At 57.8% G+C, this 18,604-nt stretch carries 18 protein-coding genes; 3 read left to right on the forward strand and 15 right to left on the reverse strand.

What is annotated here, in order from left to right; genetic code table 11:
• Positions 1 to 122 precede the first annotated feature (122 nt).
• Positions 123 to 1,742 carry a peptide chain release factor 3 gene (locus ACZ5C3_RS17705; RefSeq protein WP_464031700.1) on the reverse strand — a complete coding sequence of 540 codons (1,620 nt, stop codon included), beginning with the start codon at positions 1,740 to 1,742 and terminating at the stop codon, positions 123 to 125.
• A 158-nt stretch (positions 1,743 to 1,900) separates the two neighbouring features.
• On the opposite strand from ACZ5C3_RS17705, the gene sugE reads away from it, so the two are divergent.
• Positions 1,901 to 2,215 (forward strand): quaternary ammonium compound efflux SMR transporter SugE, encoded by a 315-nt coding sequence (gene sugE / locus ACZ5C3_RS17710; protein ID WP_464031702.1) that lies wholly within the window; start codon positions 1,901 to 1,903, stop codon positions 2,213 to 2,215.
• 5 nt (positions 2,216 to 2,220) lie between these two features.
• On the opposite strand, the gene ACZ5C3_RS17715 is transcribed toward sugE, so the two are convergent.
• The 8 genes from ACZ5C3_RS17715 to ACZ5C3_RS17750 all read right to left on the reverse strand — a co-directional run bounded on the left by ACZ5C3_RS17715 (position 2,221) and on the right by ACZ5C3_RS17750 (position 10,015).
• Positions 2,221 to 3,228 (reverse strand): anion permease, encoded by a 1,008-nt coding sequence (locus ACZ5C3_RS17715; protein WP_464031704.1) that lies wholly within the window; start codon positions 3,226 to 3,228, stop codon positions 2,221 to 2,223.
• Positions 3,229 to 3,231: 3 nt separating this feature from the next.
• Entirely contained in the window at positions 3,232 to 3,876 is a 645-nt protein-coding gene (locus ACZ5C3_RS17720; protein WP_464031705.1) for a DUF47 domain-containing protein, read from the reverse strand.
• 135 nt (positions 3,877 to 4,011) lie between these two features.
• Entirely contained in the window at positions 4,012 to 4,980 is a 969-nt protein-coding gene (locus tag ACZ5C3_RS17725; protein ID WP_464031707.1) for a branched-chain amino acid ABC transporter permease, read from the reverse strand.
• Between the two features lies 1 nt (position 4,981).
• Complete coding sequence (locus ACZ5C3_RS17730) at positions 4,982 to 5,845, reverse strand: branched-chain amino acid ABC transporter permease (RefSeq protein ID WP_464031709.1); 864 nt, start codon at positions 5,843 to 5,845, stop codon at positions 4,982 to 4,984.
• Between the two features lie 81 nt (positions 5,846 to 5,926).
• Positions 5,927 to 7,153: an ABC transporter substrate-binding protein gene (locus ACZ5C3_RS17735; protein ID WP_464031711.1), complete on the reverse strand. Its 1,227-nt coding sequence runs from the start codon at positions 7,151 to 7,153 to the stop codon at positions 5,927 to 5,929.
• Between the two features lie 113 nt (positions 7,154 to 7,266).
• The gene (locus ACZ5C3_RS17740; RefSeq protein ID WP_464031712.1) at positions 7,267 to 8,487 is read right to left on the reverse strand and encodes an ABC transporter substrate-binding protein; all 1,221 of its coding nucleotides are present in this window, start codon (positions 8,485 to 8,487) and stop codon (positions 7,267 to 7,269) included.
• 66 nt (positions 8,488 to 8,553) lie between these two features.
• Positions 8,554 to 9,267, reverse strand: coding sequence for an ABC transporter ATP-binding protein (locus ACZ5C3_RS17745; protein WP_464031713.1), 714 nt, complete (start codon positions 9,265 to 9,267; stop codon positions 8,554 to 8,556).
• The gene (locus tag ACZ5C3_RS17750) at positions 9,260 to 10,015 is read right to left on the reverse strand and encodes an ABC transporter ATP-binding protein (RefSeq protein WP_464031715.1); all 756 of its coding nucleotides are present in this window, start codon (positions 10,013 to 10,015) and stop codon (positions 9,260 to 9,262) included. The genes ACZ5C3_RS17745 and ACZ5C3_RS17750 overlap by 8 nt, the downstream gene beginning before the upstream one ends.
• A 360-nt stretch (positions 10,016 to 10,375) precedes the next feature.
• On the opposite strand from ACZ5C3_RS17750, the gene ACZ5C3_RS17755 reads away from it, so the two are divergent.
• Positions 10,376 to 10,978, forward strand: coding sequence for a PAS domain-containing protein (locus ACZ5C3_RS17755; RefSeq protein ID WP_464031717.1), 603 nt, complete (start codon positions 10,376 to 10,378; stop codon positions 10,976 to 10,978).
• Positions 10,979 to 10,995: 17 nt separating this feature from the next.
• On the opposite strand, the gene ACZ5C3_RS17760 is transcribed toward ACZ5C3_RS17755, so the two are convergent.
• From ACZ5C3_RS17760 to ACZ5C3_RS17770, 3 genes are all read right to left on the reverse strand, one after another.
• Positions 10,996 to 12,321, reverse strand: a complete 1,326-nt coding sequence (locus ACZ5C3_RS17760; protein ID WP_464031719.1) for a dicarboxylate/amino acid:cation symporter — start codon at positions 12,319 to 12,321, stop codon at positions 10,996 to 10,998.
• Between the two features lie 348 nt (positions 12,322 to 12,669).
• Positions 12,670 to 13,728, reverse strand: a complete 1,059-nt coding sequence (locus ACZ5C3_RS17765) for a calcium-binding protein (protein ID WP_464031721.1) — start codon at positions 13,726 to 13,728, stop codon at positions 12,670 to 12,672.
• 171 nt (positions 13,729 to 13,899) lie between these two features.
• Positions 13,900 to 14,253, reverse strand: coding sequence for an ArsC family reductase (locus ACZ5C3_RS17770; protein ID WP_464031723.1), 354 nt, complete (start codon positions 14,251 to 14,253; stop codon positions 13,900 to 13,902).
• Positions 14,254 to 14,546: 293 nt separating this feature from the next.
• On the opposite strand from ACZ5C3_RS17770, the gene ACZ5C3_RS17775 reads away from it, so the two are divergent.
• Positions 14,547 to 14,945, forward strand: a complete 399-nt coding sequence (locus ACZ5C3_RS17775) for a VOC family protein (protein ID WP_464031725.1) — start codon at positions 14,547 to 14,549, stop codon at positions 14,943 to 14,945.
• Between the two features lie 86 nt (positions 14,946 to 15,031).
• On the opposite strand, the gene ACZ5C3_RS17780 is transcribed toward ACZ5C3_RS17775, so the two are convergent.
• The 3 genes from ACZ5C3_RS17780 to ACZ5C3_RS17790 form a co-directional block, all read right to left on the reverse strand.
• Complete coding sequence (locus ACZ5C3_RS17780) at positions 15,032 to 15,643, reverse strand: 2'-5' RNA ligase family protein (protein ID WP_464031727.1); 612 nt, start codon at positions 15,641 to 15,643, stop codon at positions 15,032 to 15,034.
• 162 nt (positions 15,644 to 15,805) lie between these two features.
• A complete protein-coding gene (locus ACZ5C3_RS17785) occupies positions 15,806 to 16,153 on the reverse strand; it encodes a carboxymuconolactone decarboxylase family protein (RefSeq protein WP_464031728.1) in 348 nt (115 codons plus the stop codon).
• A gap of 209 nt (positions 16,154 to 16,362) precedes the next feature.
• On the reverse strand, positions 16,363 to 18,324 hold the full coding sequence (locus tag ACZ5C3_RS17790) for a leucine-rich repeat domain-containing protein (RefSeq protein ID WP_464031730.1): 1,962 nt from the start codon (positions 18,322 to 18,324) through the stop codon (positions 16,363 to 16,365).
• Positions 18,325 to 18,604: the final 280 nt, after the last annotated feature.

Below are 18,604 nucleotides of genomic sequence, written 5' to 3' on the forward strand. Positions count from 1 at the left end.
ACTTCGCGCGAAGTTGAACATCGCGCAACACCGTCGATATCCAGCGCCCCTTCTCTCGGCTCTAAGTGCGGACCAGAGCTTTCAGCGACAGCAGAACAAAATCCGCGGCCCGGTCGCCAGGCTCACGCCTTCTTTTTCACGTCCTTGACGCTCAGGAAGGTGATGCCGTCGGAGCGCTCGCGGGTGTAGTCCAGATAGAACTGGTTCCTGGCCAGAAACACCGGATCGTTGTCGACGTCGTCGGCAACGCCTGAGTTGTTGGCGGCCAGGAAAGTGTCGAGCTTTTTTCTGTCTTCCGCGGATATCCAGCGCGCCAACTGGAATTCGCTGATCTCGAAATCCACCGGCAGCGAATATTCCGCATCGAGCCGCGCCTTCAGCACGTCGAGCTGCAGCATGCCGACGACGCCCACCAGCGCAGGAGCGCCGTCGCGCGGGCGGAACACCTGCACGACACCCTCCTCGGACATCTGCTGCAAGGCTTCCTTGAGCTTCTTGGCCTTCATCGCGTCCGTCAGGCGCACGCGGCGCAGGATTTCCGGCGCGAAGCTTGGCACGCCGACGAAGTTGATGTCCTCGCCTTCGGTCAGCGTATCGCCAATGCGCAGCGTGCCGTGGTTTGGAATACCGACCACGTCTCCCGCAAATGCTTCATCGGCGATGGCGCGATCCTGCGCGAAGAAAAACTGAGGCGATGACAAGCTCATATTCTTGCCGGTGCGCACGAGCTTGGCCTTCATGCCCCGCGTCAGCTTGCCGGAACAAAGCCGCGCAAAAGCGATGCGGTCGCGATGGTTCGGGTCCATGTTCGCCTGGATCTTGAACACGAACGCGCTCATCTTGGGATCGGCAGCCTCGACCTTGCGCTTGTCAGCCTCCTGCGCGCGTGGCGGCGGCGCATAACGGCCGAGACCTTCAAGCAGATCGCCGACACCGAAATTGCGCAGCGCCGAGCCAAAAAACACCGGCGTTAGATGACCTTCGCGGAAGGCTTCGAGATCGAACGGCTTGCAAGCCTCCGACACCAGCGCGAGTTCTTCCTCGATCGCGTTGGCATCGAGATTAGGGTTACGCGAGGCGAGATCGGAAATCGCGATCTGCTCGGCCTGCCCCGTCTTCGCACCACCACCCTCGAGCAGCCGCACGCCGCCGGTTTCGATATCGTAGGTGCCGAGAAAATCGCGGCCGCGCCCCACCGGCCACGTCATCGGCGTGGTGTCGAGCGCCAGCGTCTTTTCAATCTCATCCATCAAATCGAATGGATCGCGGCTTTCGCGATCCATCTTGTTGATGAAGGTAATGATCGGGATGTCGCGCAGCCGGCAGACCTCGAACAGCTTGCGCGTCCGTGCCTCGATGCCCTTGGCCGCGTCGATCACCATCACAGCGGAGTCGACGGCTGTCAGCGTCCGGTAAGTATCTTCCGAGAAGTCCTCGTGGCCCGGTGTATCGAGTAAGTTGAAAACGAGATCCTGAAACTCGAAGGTCATGACCGAGGTGACGACAGAGATGCCGCGCTCGCGCTCGATCTTCATCCAGTCCGACCGCGTATTTCGGCGTTCGCCCTTCGCCTTGACCTGCCCTGCCAGATTGATGGCGCCGCCGAACAGCAGCAGCTTTTCGGTCAGCGTCGTTTTACCGGCGTCAGGATGCGAGATGATCGCGAACGTGCGCCGGCGCTTCACCTCTTGGGCGAGCGGCGCGCGAGATGGGGACTCAGTGGTCACTGCGGTGTCGGTCATGGTGGCGAGCGTGTGGCAAAGAAACGCGGCAGGATCAAGGGAGATTCAAAAGTCCATGCACTTGCATCCTGTTCCACCCTGTCCCATAGTCGACTTTGAGGACGGCCTCACCATCATCGATATCCGCAGGGACGGCCCTGCCATGAAAGGATCTCACCATGGCATGGGGAATACTGTTCATCGCCGGATTGATGGAAATCGGCTGGGCTATCGGCCTCAAATATACCGACGGTTTTACGCGTCTGCTGCCCTCGGTTCTGACGCTGGTCAGCATGGTCGCCAGCGTCGTCCTGCTTGGCCTATCGCTCAAAACTCTCCCGGTCGGCACGGCCTATGCGGTCTGGACGGGCATCGGCACGGTGGGAACCGCCCTGCTGGGCATCTGGCTATTCGGCGAACCCGCCACTGCCATCCGCCTCGCCTGCATCGGCTTGATTGTCGCCGGGATCGCGGGGCTGAAATTCGTCACCTGATGTGATCAGCGAACGAACAGCGAGACGATCGTGTAGGCCGCTCCGGCAACGAGAGCCGATGCTGGGATTGTGAATATCCAGGCGATGACGATGGAGCTGGCCACGTTCCAGCGCACGGCCGACATGCGGCGGGCGGCACCGACACCGACGATGGCGCCCGTGATCGTGTGCGTCGTGGAGACTGGCACGCCAAGGAAGGTCGCCATGAAGAGCGTGGCAGCGCCGCCTGTCTCCGCGCAAAAGCCCTGCATCGGCGTCAATTTGGTGATGCGCAGCCCCATGGTGCGGACGATTTTCCATCCCCCCATGAGCGTGCCCAGCGCCATCGCAGCCTGACACGACAGCACAACCCAGAACGGCACGCTGAACTCGGTTCCAAGATAGCCCTGCGAGTACAGCAGGACCGCGATAATGCCCATGGTCTTCTGGGCGTCGTTACCGCCGTGCCCAAGGGAATAGAGCGAGGCGGAAGCGAATTGGAGAATCCGGAACGCACGATCGACGGCAAACGGAGTCGAGCGCACCGATGCCCACGACACGATCGCCGTCAGCAGCAGGGCGAGCAGAAATCCGACCAGCGGCGACAACACAATGGCGAGCAACGCCTTCGACAGTCCGCTCCATACCGCGACCGAAATTCCGGCCTTGGCAACGCCTGCGCCGAGCAATCCGCCGATCAGCGCATGCGAACTGCTCGACGGCATACCGAGCGCCCACGTGATCACGTTCCATACGATGGCCCCCAACAGGGCGGCGAAGATTACCTGGGCGTCGATGACTTCGGGATGGATGATGCCTGTGCCGATCGTCTGCGCGACGTGCAACCCGAATACGGCGAACGCGATGAAGTTGAAGAAGGCCGCCCACGCTACCGCGTATTGCGGCCGCAACACGCGGGTGGACACGATGGTCGCGATCGAGTTTGCCGCGTCGTGCAGTCCGTTGAGAAAGTCGAACACCAGCGCGACAGCGATCAGCCCAACCAGGATCGGGAAAGCCAGCGAAGCATCCACGGCCTAGACCTGCTCGATCACGATGCTGTTGATCTCGTTCGCAACGTCGTCGAACCGATCTGCCACCTTTTCGAGGTGCTTGTAGATTTCCGCTCCAACCACGAAGTCCATCGTGTTGCCGTCACGATGCTTCATGAAAAGTTCCTTGAGACCGATGTCGTGAAGATCGTCGACGCGGCCCTCCAGCCGGGTGATTTCCTCGGTCAACGACGTGAGCGTCACGACATTCTCGCCCATCGACTGCATCAGCGGAATACAACGACCCACGAGATTTGCGCATTGAACCAGGATGGTTCCAACCTCACGCATCGGCGGTTCGAACGTCCGCACCTCGAACAGCATGACGGCCTTGGCCGTCTGCTGCATCTGGTCGATGGCATCATCCATCGCCGTGATCAGGTTCTTGATATCGACGCGGTCGAATGGCGTGATGAAGGTGCGACGGACGGCCATCAGCACCTCGCGGGTCACCTGATCGGCGTCGTTCTCGAACTGACTGACGCGCTGGCAATAGACCGGGGTTTCTTCTCCCCCGCGCATCATTTCCTCGAGCGCCTCTGCGCCCTTCAGAACCGCCTGGGAATGCTTGGCAAACAGGTCAAAGAACCTCTCCTCCTTTGGCAAGAGAGCGCGAAACCAGCCAAGCATGAACATTCTCCGGAAGGACAGATCTTGTCACCTATCTGTCACAAACCGTTTCGCACGCCAACCGACCCCGCCCAAGATATCTTGGGCGGTCATCCACCGATTTGTACGACCGAGAAAGCTCGATAAATCAGTCGATTAGAGCGATCGTTTGAAGAAGTGGGCAATTTCGCCGATGACGCCGCGCCGGAAGGTCAGCACGCAAATGACGAAAATCGCGCCCTGAATCACCTGCACCCACTGTCCGAAGCCAGCGAGATACTGCTGCATGGCGATGATCACGAAAGCGCCGACCACAGGCCCAAACACGGTGCCGAGGCCGCCGACCAAGGTCATCAGCACTACCTCGCCCGACATGGACCAGTGCACGTCCGTCAATGACGCGTTCTGGGCCACGAACACCTTCACGGCGCCTGCAAGACCAGCCAGCGTTCCCGAGAGGATGAAGGCCAGCAGCTTGTACTGGTCGGTCTTGTAGCCCAGCGAAATCGCCCGCTGCTCATTCTCGCGGATGGACTTCAGCACCTCGCCGAACGGCGAGTTGATAGTGCGGTGGATCAGCAGGAAGGCCGCCAGGAAGATGACCAGCACGACGTAATAGAGCGTGATCGGCTTGGACAGGTCAAACAGGCCGAGCATGATGCCCTGCGGAATGCCCTGAATGCCGTCTTCACCGTGGGTAAACGGCGTCTGCAGGTAGATGAAGTAGAGCAACTGCGACAGCGCCAGGGTGATCATCGCGAAATAGATGCCCTGACGCCGGATCGCGATCAGGCCTGTCACCACGCTCATGGCGGCGGCCGCAAGCATGCCGAACAGAATTCCGAACTCCGGCCGAAAGCCCCATTCCTTCACCGCATGTGCGGTGGCATAGCCGGCTGTGCCCAAGAACATGGCGTGGCCGAACGACAGCAGACCACCGTAGCCGATCAGCAAGTTGAAGGCACAGGCAAACAACGCGAAGCACAACGCCTGCATCACGAAATACGGATAGATCGGGGTCAGCGGCACGGCAGCCAGCAACACCGCCATGATGACGAAAGCGATCATTTCGTCGCTGGTGGAACGGCCCGTTGCAGGAACGGCATTATCGGTAATTGTCGACATATTAATGAGCCCGTCCCGTTAGTCCCGTCGGCTTCACAAGCAACACCAGCACCATCAAAACGAAGACCACGGTGTTGGAAGCTTCCGGATAAAAATACTTGGTCAATCCCTCGATCACACCGAGCGCGAAGCCCGTGATGATCGATCCCATGATCGACCCCATGCCGCCGATCACCACCACCGCGAACACGACGATGATGAGGTCAGCGCCCATCAGCGGACGCACCTGATTGATCGGCGCCGAGAGTACGCCGGCCAATGCGGCAAGACCGACGCCCAGGCCATAGGTCAGCGTGATCATGCGCGGCACGTTGATGCCGAAAGCGCGCACCAGCGTCGGATTTTCGGTCGCAGCCCGCAGATAGGCACCGAGCCGGGTTTTCTCAATCAAATACCAGGTGGCAATGCACACCACGAGGGAGAAGATCACCACCCAACCGCGATAGATCGGCAGATACATGAAGCCGAGATTGACGCCGCCCTTGAGCAGATCAGGGATGGCATAGGGCAGACCGGACGATCCGAAATAGTTCTGGAACACGCCCTGGATAATGAGCGCGAGGCCGAACGTCAGCAGCAGTCCATAAAGGTGATCGAGCCCGGTCAACCACTGCAGCATCGTGCGTTCCAGCAGGATGCCGAACCCGCCGACGATGACCGGCGCGAGGATCAGCGCCCACCAGTAGTTGATCCCGCCATAAGTCAGCAGAAAGTATGCGCAGAACGCTCCCATCATGTAGAGCGCGCCGTGCGCGAAATTGATGATGTTGAGCATGCCGAAGATCACGGCAAGCCCAAGACTGAGCAGCGCGTAAAAGGAGCCATTGATCAGTCCGACCAAAAGCTGGGCGTAGAGGGCTTGCATCGTATTCGGTCTTTCGCGCTCAGTTTGACATGGTAGCGAAGACTGCCCGGCGGCGAACCGCCGGGCAGTTAGATTACGTCATTACTTCTTCAGCAACGGACACGTGCTCTTGTCGAGCGGCGTGAAAACCTGATCGGCCGGAATGGTGGCGACCAGCTTGTAATAGTCCCAAGGTCCCTTGGACTCAGAAGGCTTCTTGACTTCGAACAGATAGGCCGGATGGATCTTGCGACCGTTCGGCTGGATCGTTCCCTTGCCGAACAGCGGATCGTCCGTCGGCATGGCCTTCATCGCCTCGACGATCTTGGCGCCATCGTGGGAGTTGCCGCCCTGTGCCTTGAGCACCTTCAGATAGTGAGTCACAGCGGAATAGACGCCGGCATGAACCATGGTCGGCATCGCCTTGTTCTTCATGCGCTCCGAGAAGCGCTTGCTGAACGCGCGGGTCTGGTCGTTCATATCCCAGTAGAAGGTTTCAGTCAGGTTCAGCCCCTGCGCTGCATTCAGACCGAGCGCATTGATGTCGCTGATGAAGACCAGAAGACCGGCAAGCTTCTGCCCGCCTGACACGATGCCGAACTCCGCAGCCTGCTTGATCGCATTGGTGGTGTCACCGCCCGCGTTCGCGAGACCGATCACCTTTGCCTTGGAAGCCTGCGCCTGCAGCAGGAACGACGAGAAGTCGGACGTGTTCAGCGGATGCTTCACGGAGCCAAGAACTTTACCGCCCGCATCCTTGACCACTTCGGACGTGTCACGTTCGAGCGCCGCCCCGAATGCATAGTCTGCAGTCAGGAAGAACCAGGTGTCGCCTCCAGCCTTGGTCATCGCACCACCGGTGCCATGGGCCAGGTTGTAGGTGTCGTAGGTCCAGTGAATGGTGTTGGGCGTGCACTGCTTGTTCGTGAGATCGGACGTACCCGCGCCCGAATTCAGGAAGATCTTGTTCTTTTCCTTGGTGAGGTTGCTGACGGCCAGCGCCACGCCCGAGTTCGGCACGTCGACGATGACGTCCACCTTGTCGACGTCATACCACTGACGTGCAACGTTGACGCCGACGTCCGGCTTGTTCTGGTGATCGCCGGAGACGACGTCGATCGTCCATCCTTCTTTCTTCAGGCCGGAGTCCTCGACGGCCATTTCGGCGGCGATGGTCGAACCGGGGCCGCCCACGTCAGCGTACAAGCTCGACTGATCGCTCAGCGAGCCGATCTTGACGGTCTTGTCCATGGTTTGCGCCGAGGCGCCAGTAGCCATACCCAGCACCAAAGCGGTGCCAAGCAATAGCGCGGAAACACGTTTATTCATCACTCCTCCTTCGACTTATTAACTCGGTCCCGGGTCGTTCTTCGCGGCCCAGGACCAAGGGCGCCTCGTCAAACCTTTGTACTCAGCCCCGGCGGTGAACCCGCCGCGGAAATTCAGCTCTTCAACAGTGGGCAGGAACTCTTCGCAAGCGGCGTAAACGCCTGATCGGCCGGAATGGTCGCAATCAGCTTGTAATAGTCCCACGGCCCCTTCGACTCCGAAGGCTTCTTCACCTCGAACAGATAAGCCGGATGCAGCTTACGACCGTTCGGCTGAATGGTTCCCTTGCCGAAGATGATATCATCGGTCGGGGTCGCCTTCATCTTCTCCACGATCTTCAGCCCGTCGTGGGAATTCCCTCCCATGGCGTCGAGCACCTTGAAGTAATGGATAAGGGACGAATAGACGCCGGCCTGCACTGTCGTCGGCATGCTCTTGTTCTTCGAGCGCTCCTGGAAGCGCTTGGAGAACGCACGGGTGCCGTCGTTCAGATCCCAATAGAAGGTCTCAGTGAAATTGAGGCCGTTTGCAACGTTCAGCCCGAGCGCATGTACGTCGGACACGAACATCAAAAGTCCTGCGAGCTTTTGCCCGCCCTTCACGATTCCGAATTCAGAGGCTTGCTTAATAGCATTGATGGTGTCGCCGCCTGCATTCGCGAGGCCGATCACCTTCGCCTTTGACGCCTGCGCCTGTAGCAGGAACGACGAGAAGTCCGACGTATTGAGAGGATGCCGGACGCTGCCAATGCTCTTTCCACCCATCGCGCTGACAGCATTAGTGGTGTCTCGCTCCAGTGCCGAACCGAAAGCATAGTCGGCGGTGAGGAAGAACCAGGTATCTCCCCCGCTCTTGACCATCGCCGAGCCGGTCCCATTGGCGAGCTGATACGTGTCATAAGCCCAATGAATGGTGTTTGGCGAGCACTGGGCGTTGGAGAGATCAGACGTTCCAGACCCCGAGTTCAGGTAGACGCCGTTCTTTTCCTTGACCACGTTGTTGACGGCGAGCCCAACGGACGAGGTTGGCACATCGACGATGACATCGACCTTATCGCGATCGAACCACTGACGCGCGATGTTCACGCCTACGTCGGGCTTGTGAAGATGATCGCCAACGACAACGTCGATCTTCCATCCCTTCGCGAGCAGTCCTGAATCCTCGATTGCCATTTGCGCAGCAAGCGTTGAACCCGGACCGGTCACGTCGGCGTACAAACCTGACTGATCGTTCAGCACGCCGATCTTTGCGACTTTGTCCTGCGCGAAAGCCGCCTGCCCTGCGCCGAACATCAAAGCAGCGCTCATCATCAAAGTCGAAACTGTTTTTCTCATGAGTTCCTCCCTTTGTCTGTGATTGAGCGATTCTTTTTTACGTCTCGATCGCTTACTCTCGTGCCACTACACGCCGAGATAGGTGTGCAGCTTATCCATGTTTGCCTGGAGCTCGGAGTTCGAGAATGTGTCAATGATCTTGCCGTGCTCCACGATGTAGAAACGATCAGCCAGCGTCGAAGCAAACCTGAAGTTCTGCTCAACCAGCAGGATCGTGAAGCCTTCCGACTTCAAACGCGAGATCATACGCCCGATCTGCTGGATGATGACCGGCGCCAGACCTTCGGTCGGTTCATCGAGCATCAGGAAGCGTGAACCGGTGCGCAAGATGCGGGCAATCGCCAACATCTGCTGCTCACCGCCCGAGAGCTTGGTGCCTTGGCTGTACAGCCGTTCCTTGAGATTCGGAAACAACTCAAAAATTTGCTCGACCGACATGCCCCCACTGCGAATGGTGGGCGGAAGCATCAAATTTTCTTTGACGTCCAGGCTGGAGAAAATACCGCGTTCTTCCGGGCAGAATGCAACGCCGAGGCGCGCGATCTTTTCCGAAGGCAATCGGATCAGATCCTTGCCTTCGAACATCACCGAGCCGGTGCGCTTGCCGATAATACCCATCACCGACTTTAGCGTGGTCGTCTTGCCTGCGCCGTTACGGCCAAGCAAAGTCACGACCTCACCGGGACGCACATCAAAATTGATGCCGTGCAGAATGTGAGACTCGCCGTACCAGGCTTCGAGGTTCTTGACGGACAGCACGGGAGTTGCCGCATTACTCATGGCCAGCTCCCAGATAAGCTTCCTTAACCCGCGGGTCCTTGGTCAGCGTTGCGTAGTTGCCTTCTGCCAGCACCTTGCCTCGCGTCAGCACCGTGATCGTGTCCGACAGATTGGCCACGACATTCAAATTATGTTCGACCATCAGGATCGTGTACTTCGCCGAAATGCGCTTGATGAGTGCAGCCACCTTGTCGATGTCCTCGTGGCCCATACCGGCCATCGGCTCGTCGAGCAGCATCATCTCCGGGTCGAGCGCCAGTGTCGTCGCGATTTCGAGGGCGCGCTTGCGACCATAGGCCATTTCCACCGCGGGCGTGTTGGCGAACTCGCTCAACCCGACGTCATTGAGCAATTCACGCGCCCGCTCGTTGAAGCGGTTCAGAACCGATTTCGAACGCCAGAAATCGAACGAACTGCCGTGCTGACGCTGCAGCGCAACACGCACATTCTCAAGCGCAGTGAGGTGCGGAAACACCGCCGAAATCTGGAACGATCTCACCAGGCCAAGCCGCGCAACATCGGCGGGCGCCATCGCGGTGATGTCTTTGCCTTTATAAAGGATCTGCCCGCGAGACGGCTGCAGGAACTTGGTCAACAGATTGAAGCACGTGGTCTTCCCGGCCCCGTTCGGACCGATCAGCGCGTGAATGCTTCCGCGTCGTACCCGGAGGCTGACATCACTCACGGCTACAAAGCCCGCGAATTCCTTTGTCAACCCGTGGGTTTCAAGGATGAACTCATCAGACAAGCAAATTTCCCCCGTCAGCCTTCACGCATGCTGCCGCGTGTGACCGAATTTTTGTCGCTGTACTATGGCCGCCCGCTTTGACGAAAGCGCACCCGGCCGGAAACCTTCGGCGGGAATATGCAGCGAATTGCAAGCGTTGCGCAAGATGCAATGCTGCTCAGCGAAAAGCTTCATCTAAGCAAAAAGCCCAATACCGACCGTGACATGCGTTACCGCTGTTAGCGCGTGCAACAACGCTTGGAAAGAGACCGTTAAGCCTATTCTTCCGGCAAACGCCGTTTTCACGGAAAATTTCAACATCAGGTGGATGATTGATGATCAGGTATTTCCAAGCACGTGCCATTTTTCAGGATCTCGTTCATGGAATTTGAAAGCGCCGGCCCGGCGATCGTGAGATCGATCAAGCAACGCGACCTTTTGAATACCTGGCTGCGGCTTTACGCCAGGAACGAACGCATTCCGGAATTGTCCGAGTATCGGCCGGAGCGCATTGCTGACGAAATCGACGATCTCGTTTTTTACACCGCCATCCGTGACGACGGCGTAACGCGTTTCCTTATTGACAGCGACGGCACTCGCTTTTCGGACGCTTATGGTACAACCGGCAAAGGCCGTTACCTCGATGAATATGTCGGCGCCAAGCTCGCGCCGATTGTCATCCCGATCTATCAGGAGTGTGTTCACCGCCGGCTTCCTGTCTTTACGGTCTCCAAGGTTGAAGATCTTTACGGACGGAAGGTCGACTACGAACGCCTGTTGCTGCCGTTTTCAGCCAGCGAAGACGTCACACACATCGTCGCATCGCTGAAAGCGATCTGCGACGACGGCGGATTTGAAATCCGCAATCTCATGCGCGCGAATAACGTGCTGCCGATTTATGAACTTCGCGCAACCATCGACCACGACCTCTTTCACAAGAGGCCGGGCCGGATCGCGCCTGGTGATGTCATCGAGTTTGTTTGAGGCTGGATATCCGCGCGTCAGGCGCGGACGTGCTCCATTTCCTCGCCGAGTTCGATGGGATGCAACATCGCCTCGTGCAGCTTGTCCTTGTCCAGTTCACCTTCCCAGCGGCTGATCACGACTGTCGCAACGCCGTTGCCGATAAGGTTCGTGAGTGCACGGCATTCGCTCATGAACTTGTCGATGCCGACGAGGATCGCGAGCGACGAAATCGGGATATCCGGAACAATCGCAAGCGTTGCGGCCAAAGTAATAAATCCAGCGCCCGTCACACCCGATGCCCCCTTCGATGTGAGGATAGCAACGCCGAGAATTCCGAGTTCCTGCCAGATCGTTAGATGCGTGTTCGTCGCCTGCGCAAGGAAAAGCGTGGCCAGCGTCATATAGATGTTGGTGCCGTCGAGGTTGAAGCTATAGCCGGTCGGAATGACGAGACCGACGACGCCACGTGATGCACCGAGCCGCTCCATCTTCTGAATCATCTGCGGCAGCACTGTTTCAGATGAGCTGGTGCCGAGGACAATCAGCAATTCGTCCTTGATGTAAGCAATGAAGCGAAGAATCGAGAAACCGGAGAAACGCGCGATAGCGCCCAACACGAACAAAACAAACAGAACGCTCGTCAGATAGAACGTGCCGATCAGCGCCGCGAGATTCCACAACGCGCCGAGGCCATAGGCGCCGACAGTAAAGGCCATTGCACCAAATGCACCGACGGGTGCCGCGCGTACGACAATACGGATGATACCGAAGAAGACTTTCGCCGCCATATCGACGGCTTTCGCAATCGGCTCACCCGCGGGGCCCATGAAGGCGATGGCAAAACCGGATAGGATCGACACCAGCAACACTTGCAGCAGGTCGCCCTTTGCCAGTGCTCCGAAATAGCTCTCCGGAATAATCGCCATCAGGTGCGCGACAATGCCGTCTTCGTGGGCTTTGGTCACGTAGCTCGCGACAGCTTTCGGATCGAGCGTAGCCGGATCGATGTTGAATCCGCTTCCCGGCTGAACGAGTTCGCCGACCAGAAGACCGATCAGCAGCGCAATTGTTGAGACGACTTCAAAATAGAACAGTGTCTTGATGCCGACGCGGCCGACGCGCTTGAGATCGCCCATCGACGAGATGCCGTGCACCACCGTGCAGAAGATGACGGGAGCAATCATCATCTTGATGAGCGCAATAAAACCGTCGCCGAGCGGCTTCAGGGCCTTGCCTGTGCCGGGATAGAAATGACCGACGAGCACGCCAAGGGCGATGGCGATCAGCACCTGGATATACAGGATGCTGTACCAAGGGGAGCGCGTAGAGGTTTGCGCGGGCGCGGAGGCAGTCACGGTCATTGCGATGGGCCTTGATCAGAAAGAATGAATGTCAGGGGGATACACAGATTGGCGAAACTGCGCCAGATTGTCGCAACGCTCAAGAAAAATCGTGTAAAATTGGTATTTTGCGGCTGATAACGAGCCAAAAAAGGCTTTCCGGCGGTTTCAGGACACCGGCGCGCGCTGACCGTCATCGTCCGCACGAGCACGGTACAACGCTCCTTCTCGCAAGACGGACAGTCATGGGCGAATACTCATCGAGGAGCTTTCGCAACGAAAATGGCCCCGGACGGTGTCCGGGACCGCTTTATTTTAGACGTCGCAGTGAAAACTGCAGCCGGTGGTCTCGTTGGCAAACATGAGGCGTCAGCCGAGCTGGAAGTTCTTTCCGTCTGCGAAAGCCAGAGTGACAGGCCCGAAGCCGACATTCACCGCAAGCTGATCTGCTCCGTCATTGAAGGAAAGCGTCGCAACGCCGTCCAACACCGAGACCTGCATCTTGTCCGCAGTCAAACCGTCGCCGAGTTGAATCGTGGTATCAAGCCCTGCGTAAATGGTGTCCTTGCCGTCACCAGCATTGAAAATGACAGTGGACCCGCGATTGGCCCGAATGACATCGTCACCAGCGCCTCCGACCACGACCGTTCCATTGTCCGCATTAATCGTATCGTTGCCGGCACCGCCGTCGACAAAACCGCCCACGGTAGCAGAGATAGCGTCATCCCCGTTTCCGCCGCTGGCCTTGCCATTGCTCCACACGCTGATGGTGTCATTGCCGTCGCCACCGTCCACCAGACTGTCGGACCATGCGCTGATCTTGTCATCGCCGGCCCCACCGCTGACCTGACTGTTTGACCAGGCCTTGATCTCATCGTCGCCATCGCCGCCACTAACTTGGCTGTCAGACCAGGCACTGATGATGTCGTTGCCGCTGCCGCCGCTGCTAACGGTGTTGCTCCAGGCCCGGATCATGTCATCACCGTCGGCACCTTCGACGACGCTGTCTGACCAGACATCGACCTGATCATTGCCGGACCCCGCGTAAACGCCGGACCCCGACCATGCCCTCACGGAGTCATTTCCTGCCCCGCTGTCGACAACGCTACCGGACCAGACATCAATGACATCGTTACCGTCGCCACTGTCGACGAGACTTCCACTCCAGCCCGACAACTTGTCGTTGCCGTCAGTTCCCTCAATGTGCGTCATGCCAAATTCCTGCAGGTGCATCAGAAATGACTGCACCACCGGAGACTGACCGATGCTGTTTTTCGTGGGAGCGGGTCCGTTCGTTACTCCAAGAATAGCGGCTGCAGTCGCTTCCTGCGACATGACCGGGGCCGCCTCGAGAAATCTAGGGGCTGCGGGGGCTTGTGGTGGCATCCACCACACACCGGCGAAAGCACGGTTCGTAAAAATATTCATGGCAGACCAATCCTTGATATTGCCGAATGCTACACAACTGATGGATGCAATCCATCGGCAATACACTGAGTAGGTGTCTCCAAGAATTCCTTAACCTGCCCGCTTCAAACGCAACGACAAGATGCGACAAACCATCACACCCGTCTCATTCGCCAACAAGCCAGGCCGAGCCTACTTTCCGATCGCCTTTTCGTAGATTTCCGGCTTGAATCCGACCAGTAAACGTCCGCGACCAAGATCGAGAACCGGCCGCTTGATCATGGATGGCTGCCCGAGCATCAGGGCCAGCGCCTTTTTCTCCGTCAGGCCTTCTTTCTGATCGTCAGGAAGTTTGCGGAACGTCGTCCCTGCCCGGTTGAGCAGCGTTTCCCAACCGACTTCCTTGCTCCATGTTGCAAGGCGTTCCTTCTCGATCCCTTCCGCCTTGTAATCATGAAAGCCGTAGTCGACGCCGTGCTTGTCGAGCCAGGCGCGGGCCTTCTTCATCGTATCGCAGTTCTTGATGCCGTAGATGGTAATGGTCACTTGAGACGCACCCTTCGCTTGCCTGATATGTTTTAAGTCTAGTACCGCCGATTTGAAGTCCCTGCATCAGGTGCGGCGATCTCTTTCAGGGACTTCAAATCGAAGGCGGTACTAGAATCATAGGGTTGCTAGTACCCTTTGCTTTCCGAAGTTCGCAAAGTGGCTGCTGCGACGTGTCACGAACTTCGGAAAGCGGGTACTAGACTGGAGCTGCAGCCCGAACGTTCTTTGAGCACGTCGGTAGAACGTACCTTAGCAAATAGACGTCTCGCTCCCAAAAGAGGACAACAACCATGGCGGAAAATCCCCCGACAAGAGGCGGCCTTGTCACCTATCTGCAAGTCGATGGCGCGATGAAAGCTTCTGACTTCTACCAACGCGCCTTTGGCGCCGAAGTCGCGGTAGCTCATCCCGTTGACGAAAAGGGACGCACAATGCACGTCCACCTCTACATCAATGGCTCGTCGCTGATGATGGGAGACGCTTATCCTGAGCATGGTCATTCACTGCAAAAACCGCAGGCATTCAATCTGACGCTGCAAGTCGACGACATTGATGCGTGGTGGAAACGCGCCGTGAATGCGGGCGCTGAAGTCGTGATGCCCGTAGCCGACATGTTTTGGGGTGACCGCTACGGCCAGCTGCGCGATCCGTTCGGCGTTCTCTGGGCAATGAACCAGCCTAAGGGCTGACTTTGACCACAAGAAACGGCAGCCGTCTCAGGACTGCCGTTTCTTCAATCAATGTTTTGAAATTCCGCGACCAGCCATTCGCACATTCATTGCAGCGGCCATCGCGCGAGATGAACGTGTTCATTTCGGCCGGGGCCTCGACCGCGAAGACTGTGAACGAGCACCAGCTCACTGACACGCCACCGCACCGTCTCAACGACATGTTCGATGATGATCTGCTCATCATACGAGAGCGTCATATGTGGCGTGAAGCTCGAAGCGGCCCACTTCTTAAGACTCGATCGCAGCATGGCGAGTTTGAGGGCTTCATGCAGCTCTGCTAGAGCTGCGATCTCGTCGCTGGGGCGCAGGACGAACGGGTGCGTTGTCTGATGACGACGAAACGTCAACGCGCGATCCAAGATCATGTCGAAGGCCGATACCGAAACCTCCGCACCAACTGCTCTCGCCGCAGCAACAATCTCTCTTGGAAGTCCCAAATAGACGCCGAGACCGAACAGCGAGACATGGAGACACTTGGGCGACAGCGGATTGCCTCTCAGGCCTACTCCCGCACGCAAGCGCTCAATAACATCGATGATCCAGGGCAAGTCTGCCACCGAGGGGACGAGTGCGAAGAACAGAGCATCAAGCAAATCACGCTCGCCGGATAAACGCTGCGGAACTTCGGATTCCAGAAAAGAAAGCTGTTCGGACATGATACGCACTCCGAAATATCTATAGAACAAAACAAGAACATAATCGCGCAACGATGGCAAGCCGCTTTGTTCAATCCAAACAATCTCCTTCACTGAACAGCCCGATTGCCGATCCAACTCAATGAGCGGACCGGCGATTTCGGACGAACTTGATGTCGGACGTCACACCTCAGCGGCAGCCTCAAATGCGTCCATGGTGCGGGTGGAATACACAAGAGCTGCCCCGGCATTGACGCTGATTGCCACCCCAAGTGCTTCAGCGATTTCTTCCTTGGTGGCTCCCTGCTTACGGGCTTCCGCAGAATGCACGGTGATACACCCGTCACAACGCAGGCTGACCGCGACCGCAAGGGCGATCAATTCGCGCGTTTTTGCATCGAGTTGCCCCGTCTTCGCGCCGGCGCCGCCCAGCGCCACGTACCCCTTCACTGTATCGGGACTGAGTTTCGCAATTTCGCCAACACCGGCGAGAACTTGCTGCCGATATTTATTCCAGTCGTGCATCCGCATAGCAGGCTTCCTATGTTTACCAACGCGCATGAGAGTAGCCCGCACAAAACGGGCCGTTGATGCCCGCTCGGTGCAATGCGATGACCAAACGGATCATTTCGGGAGAAAGGACCGCTGAACTTGAGTGACGTTCTTATGGCGAGCGGCTGGTGCTGGCGCCACTGTTCCAGGCTGGATTTGCTGACTGAAGACGCTACTCCGCAATCGGATCAGACCAGCCTCGCTCTGCGCAGGCCAATGCGGCGGCGCGTCTCCCAAAGCCATTGCATCCGGTCCGAGGCATGCCGCTCGGCCTCTGACGTTGCGACGTCAAGCAGAGCTCGCGCTTCTTCTTGCGCACCCCTCGTACCGAGATCGAGCAGACTATCCGCTTTCGCCAACAGGCAATCGAGCCGTATCAAACCCAGTCTCCAGCCGGTCCACCAGACGACATCGGGCGTCTTCGGCAGCTGCGCCAGCACGCGATCGGCCCATGACGCCGATTGCTCCATCATAAGGCGACGTGCGGCCGGATCAGTTTCGTCTGCCGCACGGATCGCGAGCGCGCGCATGCGATCCTGCATGGCGCTCTCGAACAATTCGACCGGCAACCCCGGGCGATCAAGGTCCACGAGCGCGAAGAGCTGTTCGGCGACAGCAACAGCGTCAGAAAAATGTTGTCGAGACAGGTGACGGGTAAGCTCCCTGCACAACACGCCGCGGTCGTCCCGCGTCACATCGGATAGAGCGTCGGGATAGATCCGAAGGTAAACGCCGGGTAGTGCGTTCTGCAGAGCGACGACCTCGCTCGGCCTCAGTTCGCTGCCGTAACTCAGCGTCAGCACTTCAAGTTGCGAAAGCCTCGAAAAAACGTCGATGGCTGATCGCACAGCCCGGGATGCGACTGAGCATGACATCCCGCGAAGACCACTCGCTTGGATAAGCCCCTCCGGCACGGCCTCATCGAAAATGGCTCCAAAATCGAGGTATTCCAGCGTAGGAGCGTTCCATAGTCGTGCCTCTGCACCGAAAACGAGCCCAGGCAAATTGCTGAAGCCTTGATCGAGCGCGCGCAGTTTCGGAAATTGGGCCAGATCGAGGTTGGCGACGAACTCGACATGGTCATCCGACCATCCACGTCCGATCACCAGCTTTTCAAGGGCCGGAAACGCACCTTGACCAAGAGGCAAGCCGTCGATCTTGTTGTAAGAGATATTCAGCTCACGCAATCCAGGATGAACGGCAAGCTCCGCCGGAATTGTCGTTAAGCCGCAGTCTTCTGCCGTCAGGACTTCCAGCATCGGGAAATAATACCCAAGCCAGTCCGGCAGAACCTTGATGTTGTTCTTCGACAAGCGGAGGACGCTTAATTCCCGATACGCGCGAATGTCCTCAGGAACGAAACTCAGATCGCAACCGATCAAATTGATTTCCGTAATCATCTCTCCGCGATTTGCGCGTGCGGCAATTGCGTCGAGCTTTTCTCGCCCGGCCTTGCTGAGCTTCGGTTCCGACGCCCTGCCGATTTCGATATCGGGTTTGAGGATGCTGCCGCCTGACGACAACCGCGTGATGATTTCGCCGTCCCTCAAGCTGCCGTAAGAATCGAGCATGTCCGGATCAAGTACGAGGCCAAGTGTCGCGTCAGCAAAGTCGGCTGGAATGTTCATCCGGCTGACGGAGCCTAGAGTAAACCGGCGCGTGACCTCTCCCGAAAATTTCATCGTGTAGTCGGCCGACAGCAACACATCGGCGCGTGTGCGGCCTGCCACACGCAGGGTGCCGTGATTGTAGAAACCAAAGACCGTGCCGTTGGCGATGAGATCGCCACCGATATCGACGATGCTGCCGCCGAGACAAAGATTTTTCGCCTCGAGATTTCCGAATACCTTGATCCGTGGCGACCAGTCGATATCCGGCTCGAGAAGCGTTGCCTTCGGCGCGATCAGATTGCCGGTGACAACGATGCCAACGAGATGGTCCTTCGCTCCCATTGTATCGATCAATTCGGGGACCAACCGCTCGGTCTGCAGCAATCCTTCAGTACCCAGAGTGAGATCGCCCTCGGTAAGCAGCACCAGTGCATTTTGGTCCATGCCCAAGGCTGCGGAAAAGCACTGGTAGACATCGTCGCCCCCTTCCGGAAAGAAGCAGGCAATGGCGGTTTCGGCAGGAATTAACGTGGTGCTCATGGACCCCTGCATGAACTGTAGTGCCAGTGGCGGCACGGAGATGACAAAACATCCCTTAGTCGCATACTGAGCGAAGGCGGTTCATGGTGAGCGAGCTAACGCGAGCGGGGAGCTCCCTCCATCGCTACGAGCGATGGTTAGGATCTTCCGAAGGATTGCCTACTTTACATCCTTACCGACTAGACAAAAGCCTCTGAAAGCGTTTGTCACGGAGGATAAAGCAGTCAATGCTGTGCTCTGCCAGTTCCGGTCGGCTGGCGGTGGCATACACACAGCCGGA

It is taken from the genome of Afipia dichlorophenoxyacetatis, from assembly GCF_055386385.1.

Excerpts from the sequence above, each read along its gene's own strand:
- ACZ5C3_RS17705 (WP_464031700.1), bottom strand. The coding sequence starts at position 1,742 with ATGACCGACACCGCAGTGACCACTGAGTCCCCATCTCGCGCGCCGCTC.
- sugE (WP_464031702.1), top strand. The coding sequence starts at position 1,901 with ATGGCATGGGGAATACTGTTCATCGCCGGATTGATGGAAATCGGCTGG.
- ACZ5C3_RS17720 (WP_464031705.1), bottom strand. The coding sequence starts at position 3,876 with ATGCTTGGCTGGTTTCGCGCTCTCTTGCCAAAGGAGGAGAGGTTCTTT.
- ACZ5C3_RS17725 (WP_464031707.1), bottom strand. The coding sequence starts at position 4,980 with ATGTCGACAATTACCGATAATGCCGTTCCTGCAACGGGCCGTTCCACC.
- ACZ5C3_RS17730 (WP_464031709.1), bottom strand. The coding sequence starts at position 5,845 with ATGCAAGCCCTCTACGCCCAGCTTTTGGTCGGACTGATCAATGGCTCC.
- ACZ5C3_RS17735 (WP_464031711.1), bottom strand. The coding sequence starts at position 7,153 with ATGAATAAACGTGTTTCCGCGCTATTGCTTGGCACCGCTTTGGTGCTG.
- ACZ5C3_RS17740 (WP_464031712.1), bottom strand. The coding sequence starts at position 8,487 with ATGAGAAAAACAGTTTCGACTTTGATGATGAGCGCTGCTTTGATGTTC.
- ACZ5C3_RS17745 (WP_464031713.1), bottom strand. The coding sequence starts at position 9,267 with ATGAGTAATGCGGCAACTCCCGTGCTGTCCGTCAAGAACCTCGAAGCC.
- ACZ5C3_RS17755 (WP_464031717.1), top strand. The coding sequence starts at position 10,376 with ATGGAATTTGAAAGCGCCGGCCCGGCGATCGTGAGATCGATCAAGCAA.
- ACZ5C3_RS17760 (WP_464031719.1), bottom strand. The coding sequence starts at position 12,321 with ATGACCGTGACTGCCTCCGCGCCCGCGCAAACCTCTACGCGCTCCCCT.
- ACZ5C3_RS17765 (WP_464031721.1), bottom strand. The coding sequence starts at position 13,728 with ATGAATATTTTTACGAACCGTGCTTTCGCCGGTGTGTGGTGGATGCCA.
- ACZ5C3_RS17775 (WP_464031725.1), top strand. The coding sequence starts at position 14,547 with ATGGCGGAAAATCCCCCGACAAGAGGCGGCCTTGTCACCTATCTGCAA.
- ACZ5C3_RS17780 (WP_464031727.1), bottom strand. The coding sequence starts at position 15,643 with ATGTCCGAACAGCTTTCTTTTCTGGAATCCGAAGTTCCGCAGCGTTTA.
- ACZ5C3_RS17785 (WP_464031728.1), bottom strand. The coding sequence starts at position 16,153 with ATGCGGATGCACGACTGGAATAAATATCGGCAGCAAGTTCTCGCCGGT.
- ACZ5C3_RS17790 (WP_464031730.1), bottom strand. The coding sequence starts at position 18,324 with ATGAGCACCACGTTAATTCCTGCCGAAACCGCCATTGCCTGCTTCTTT.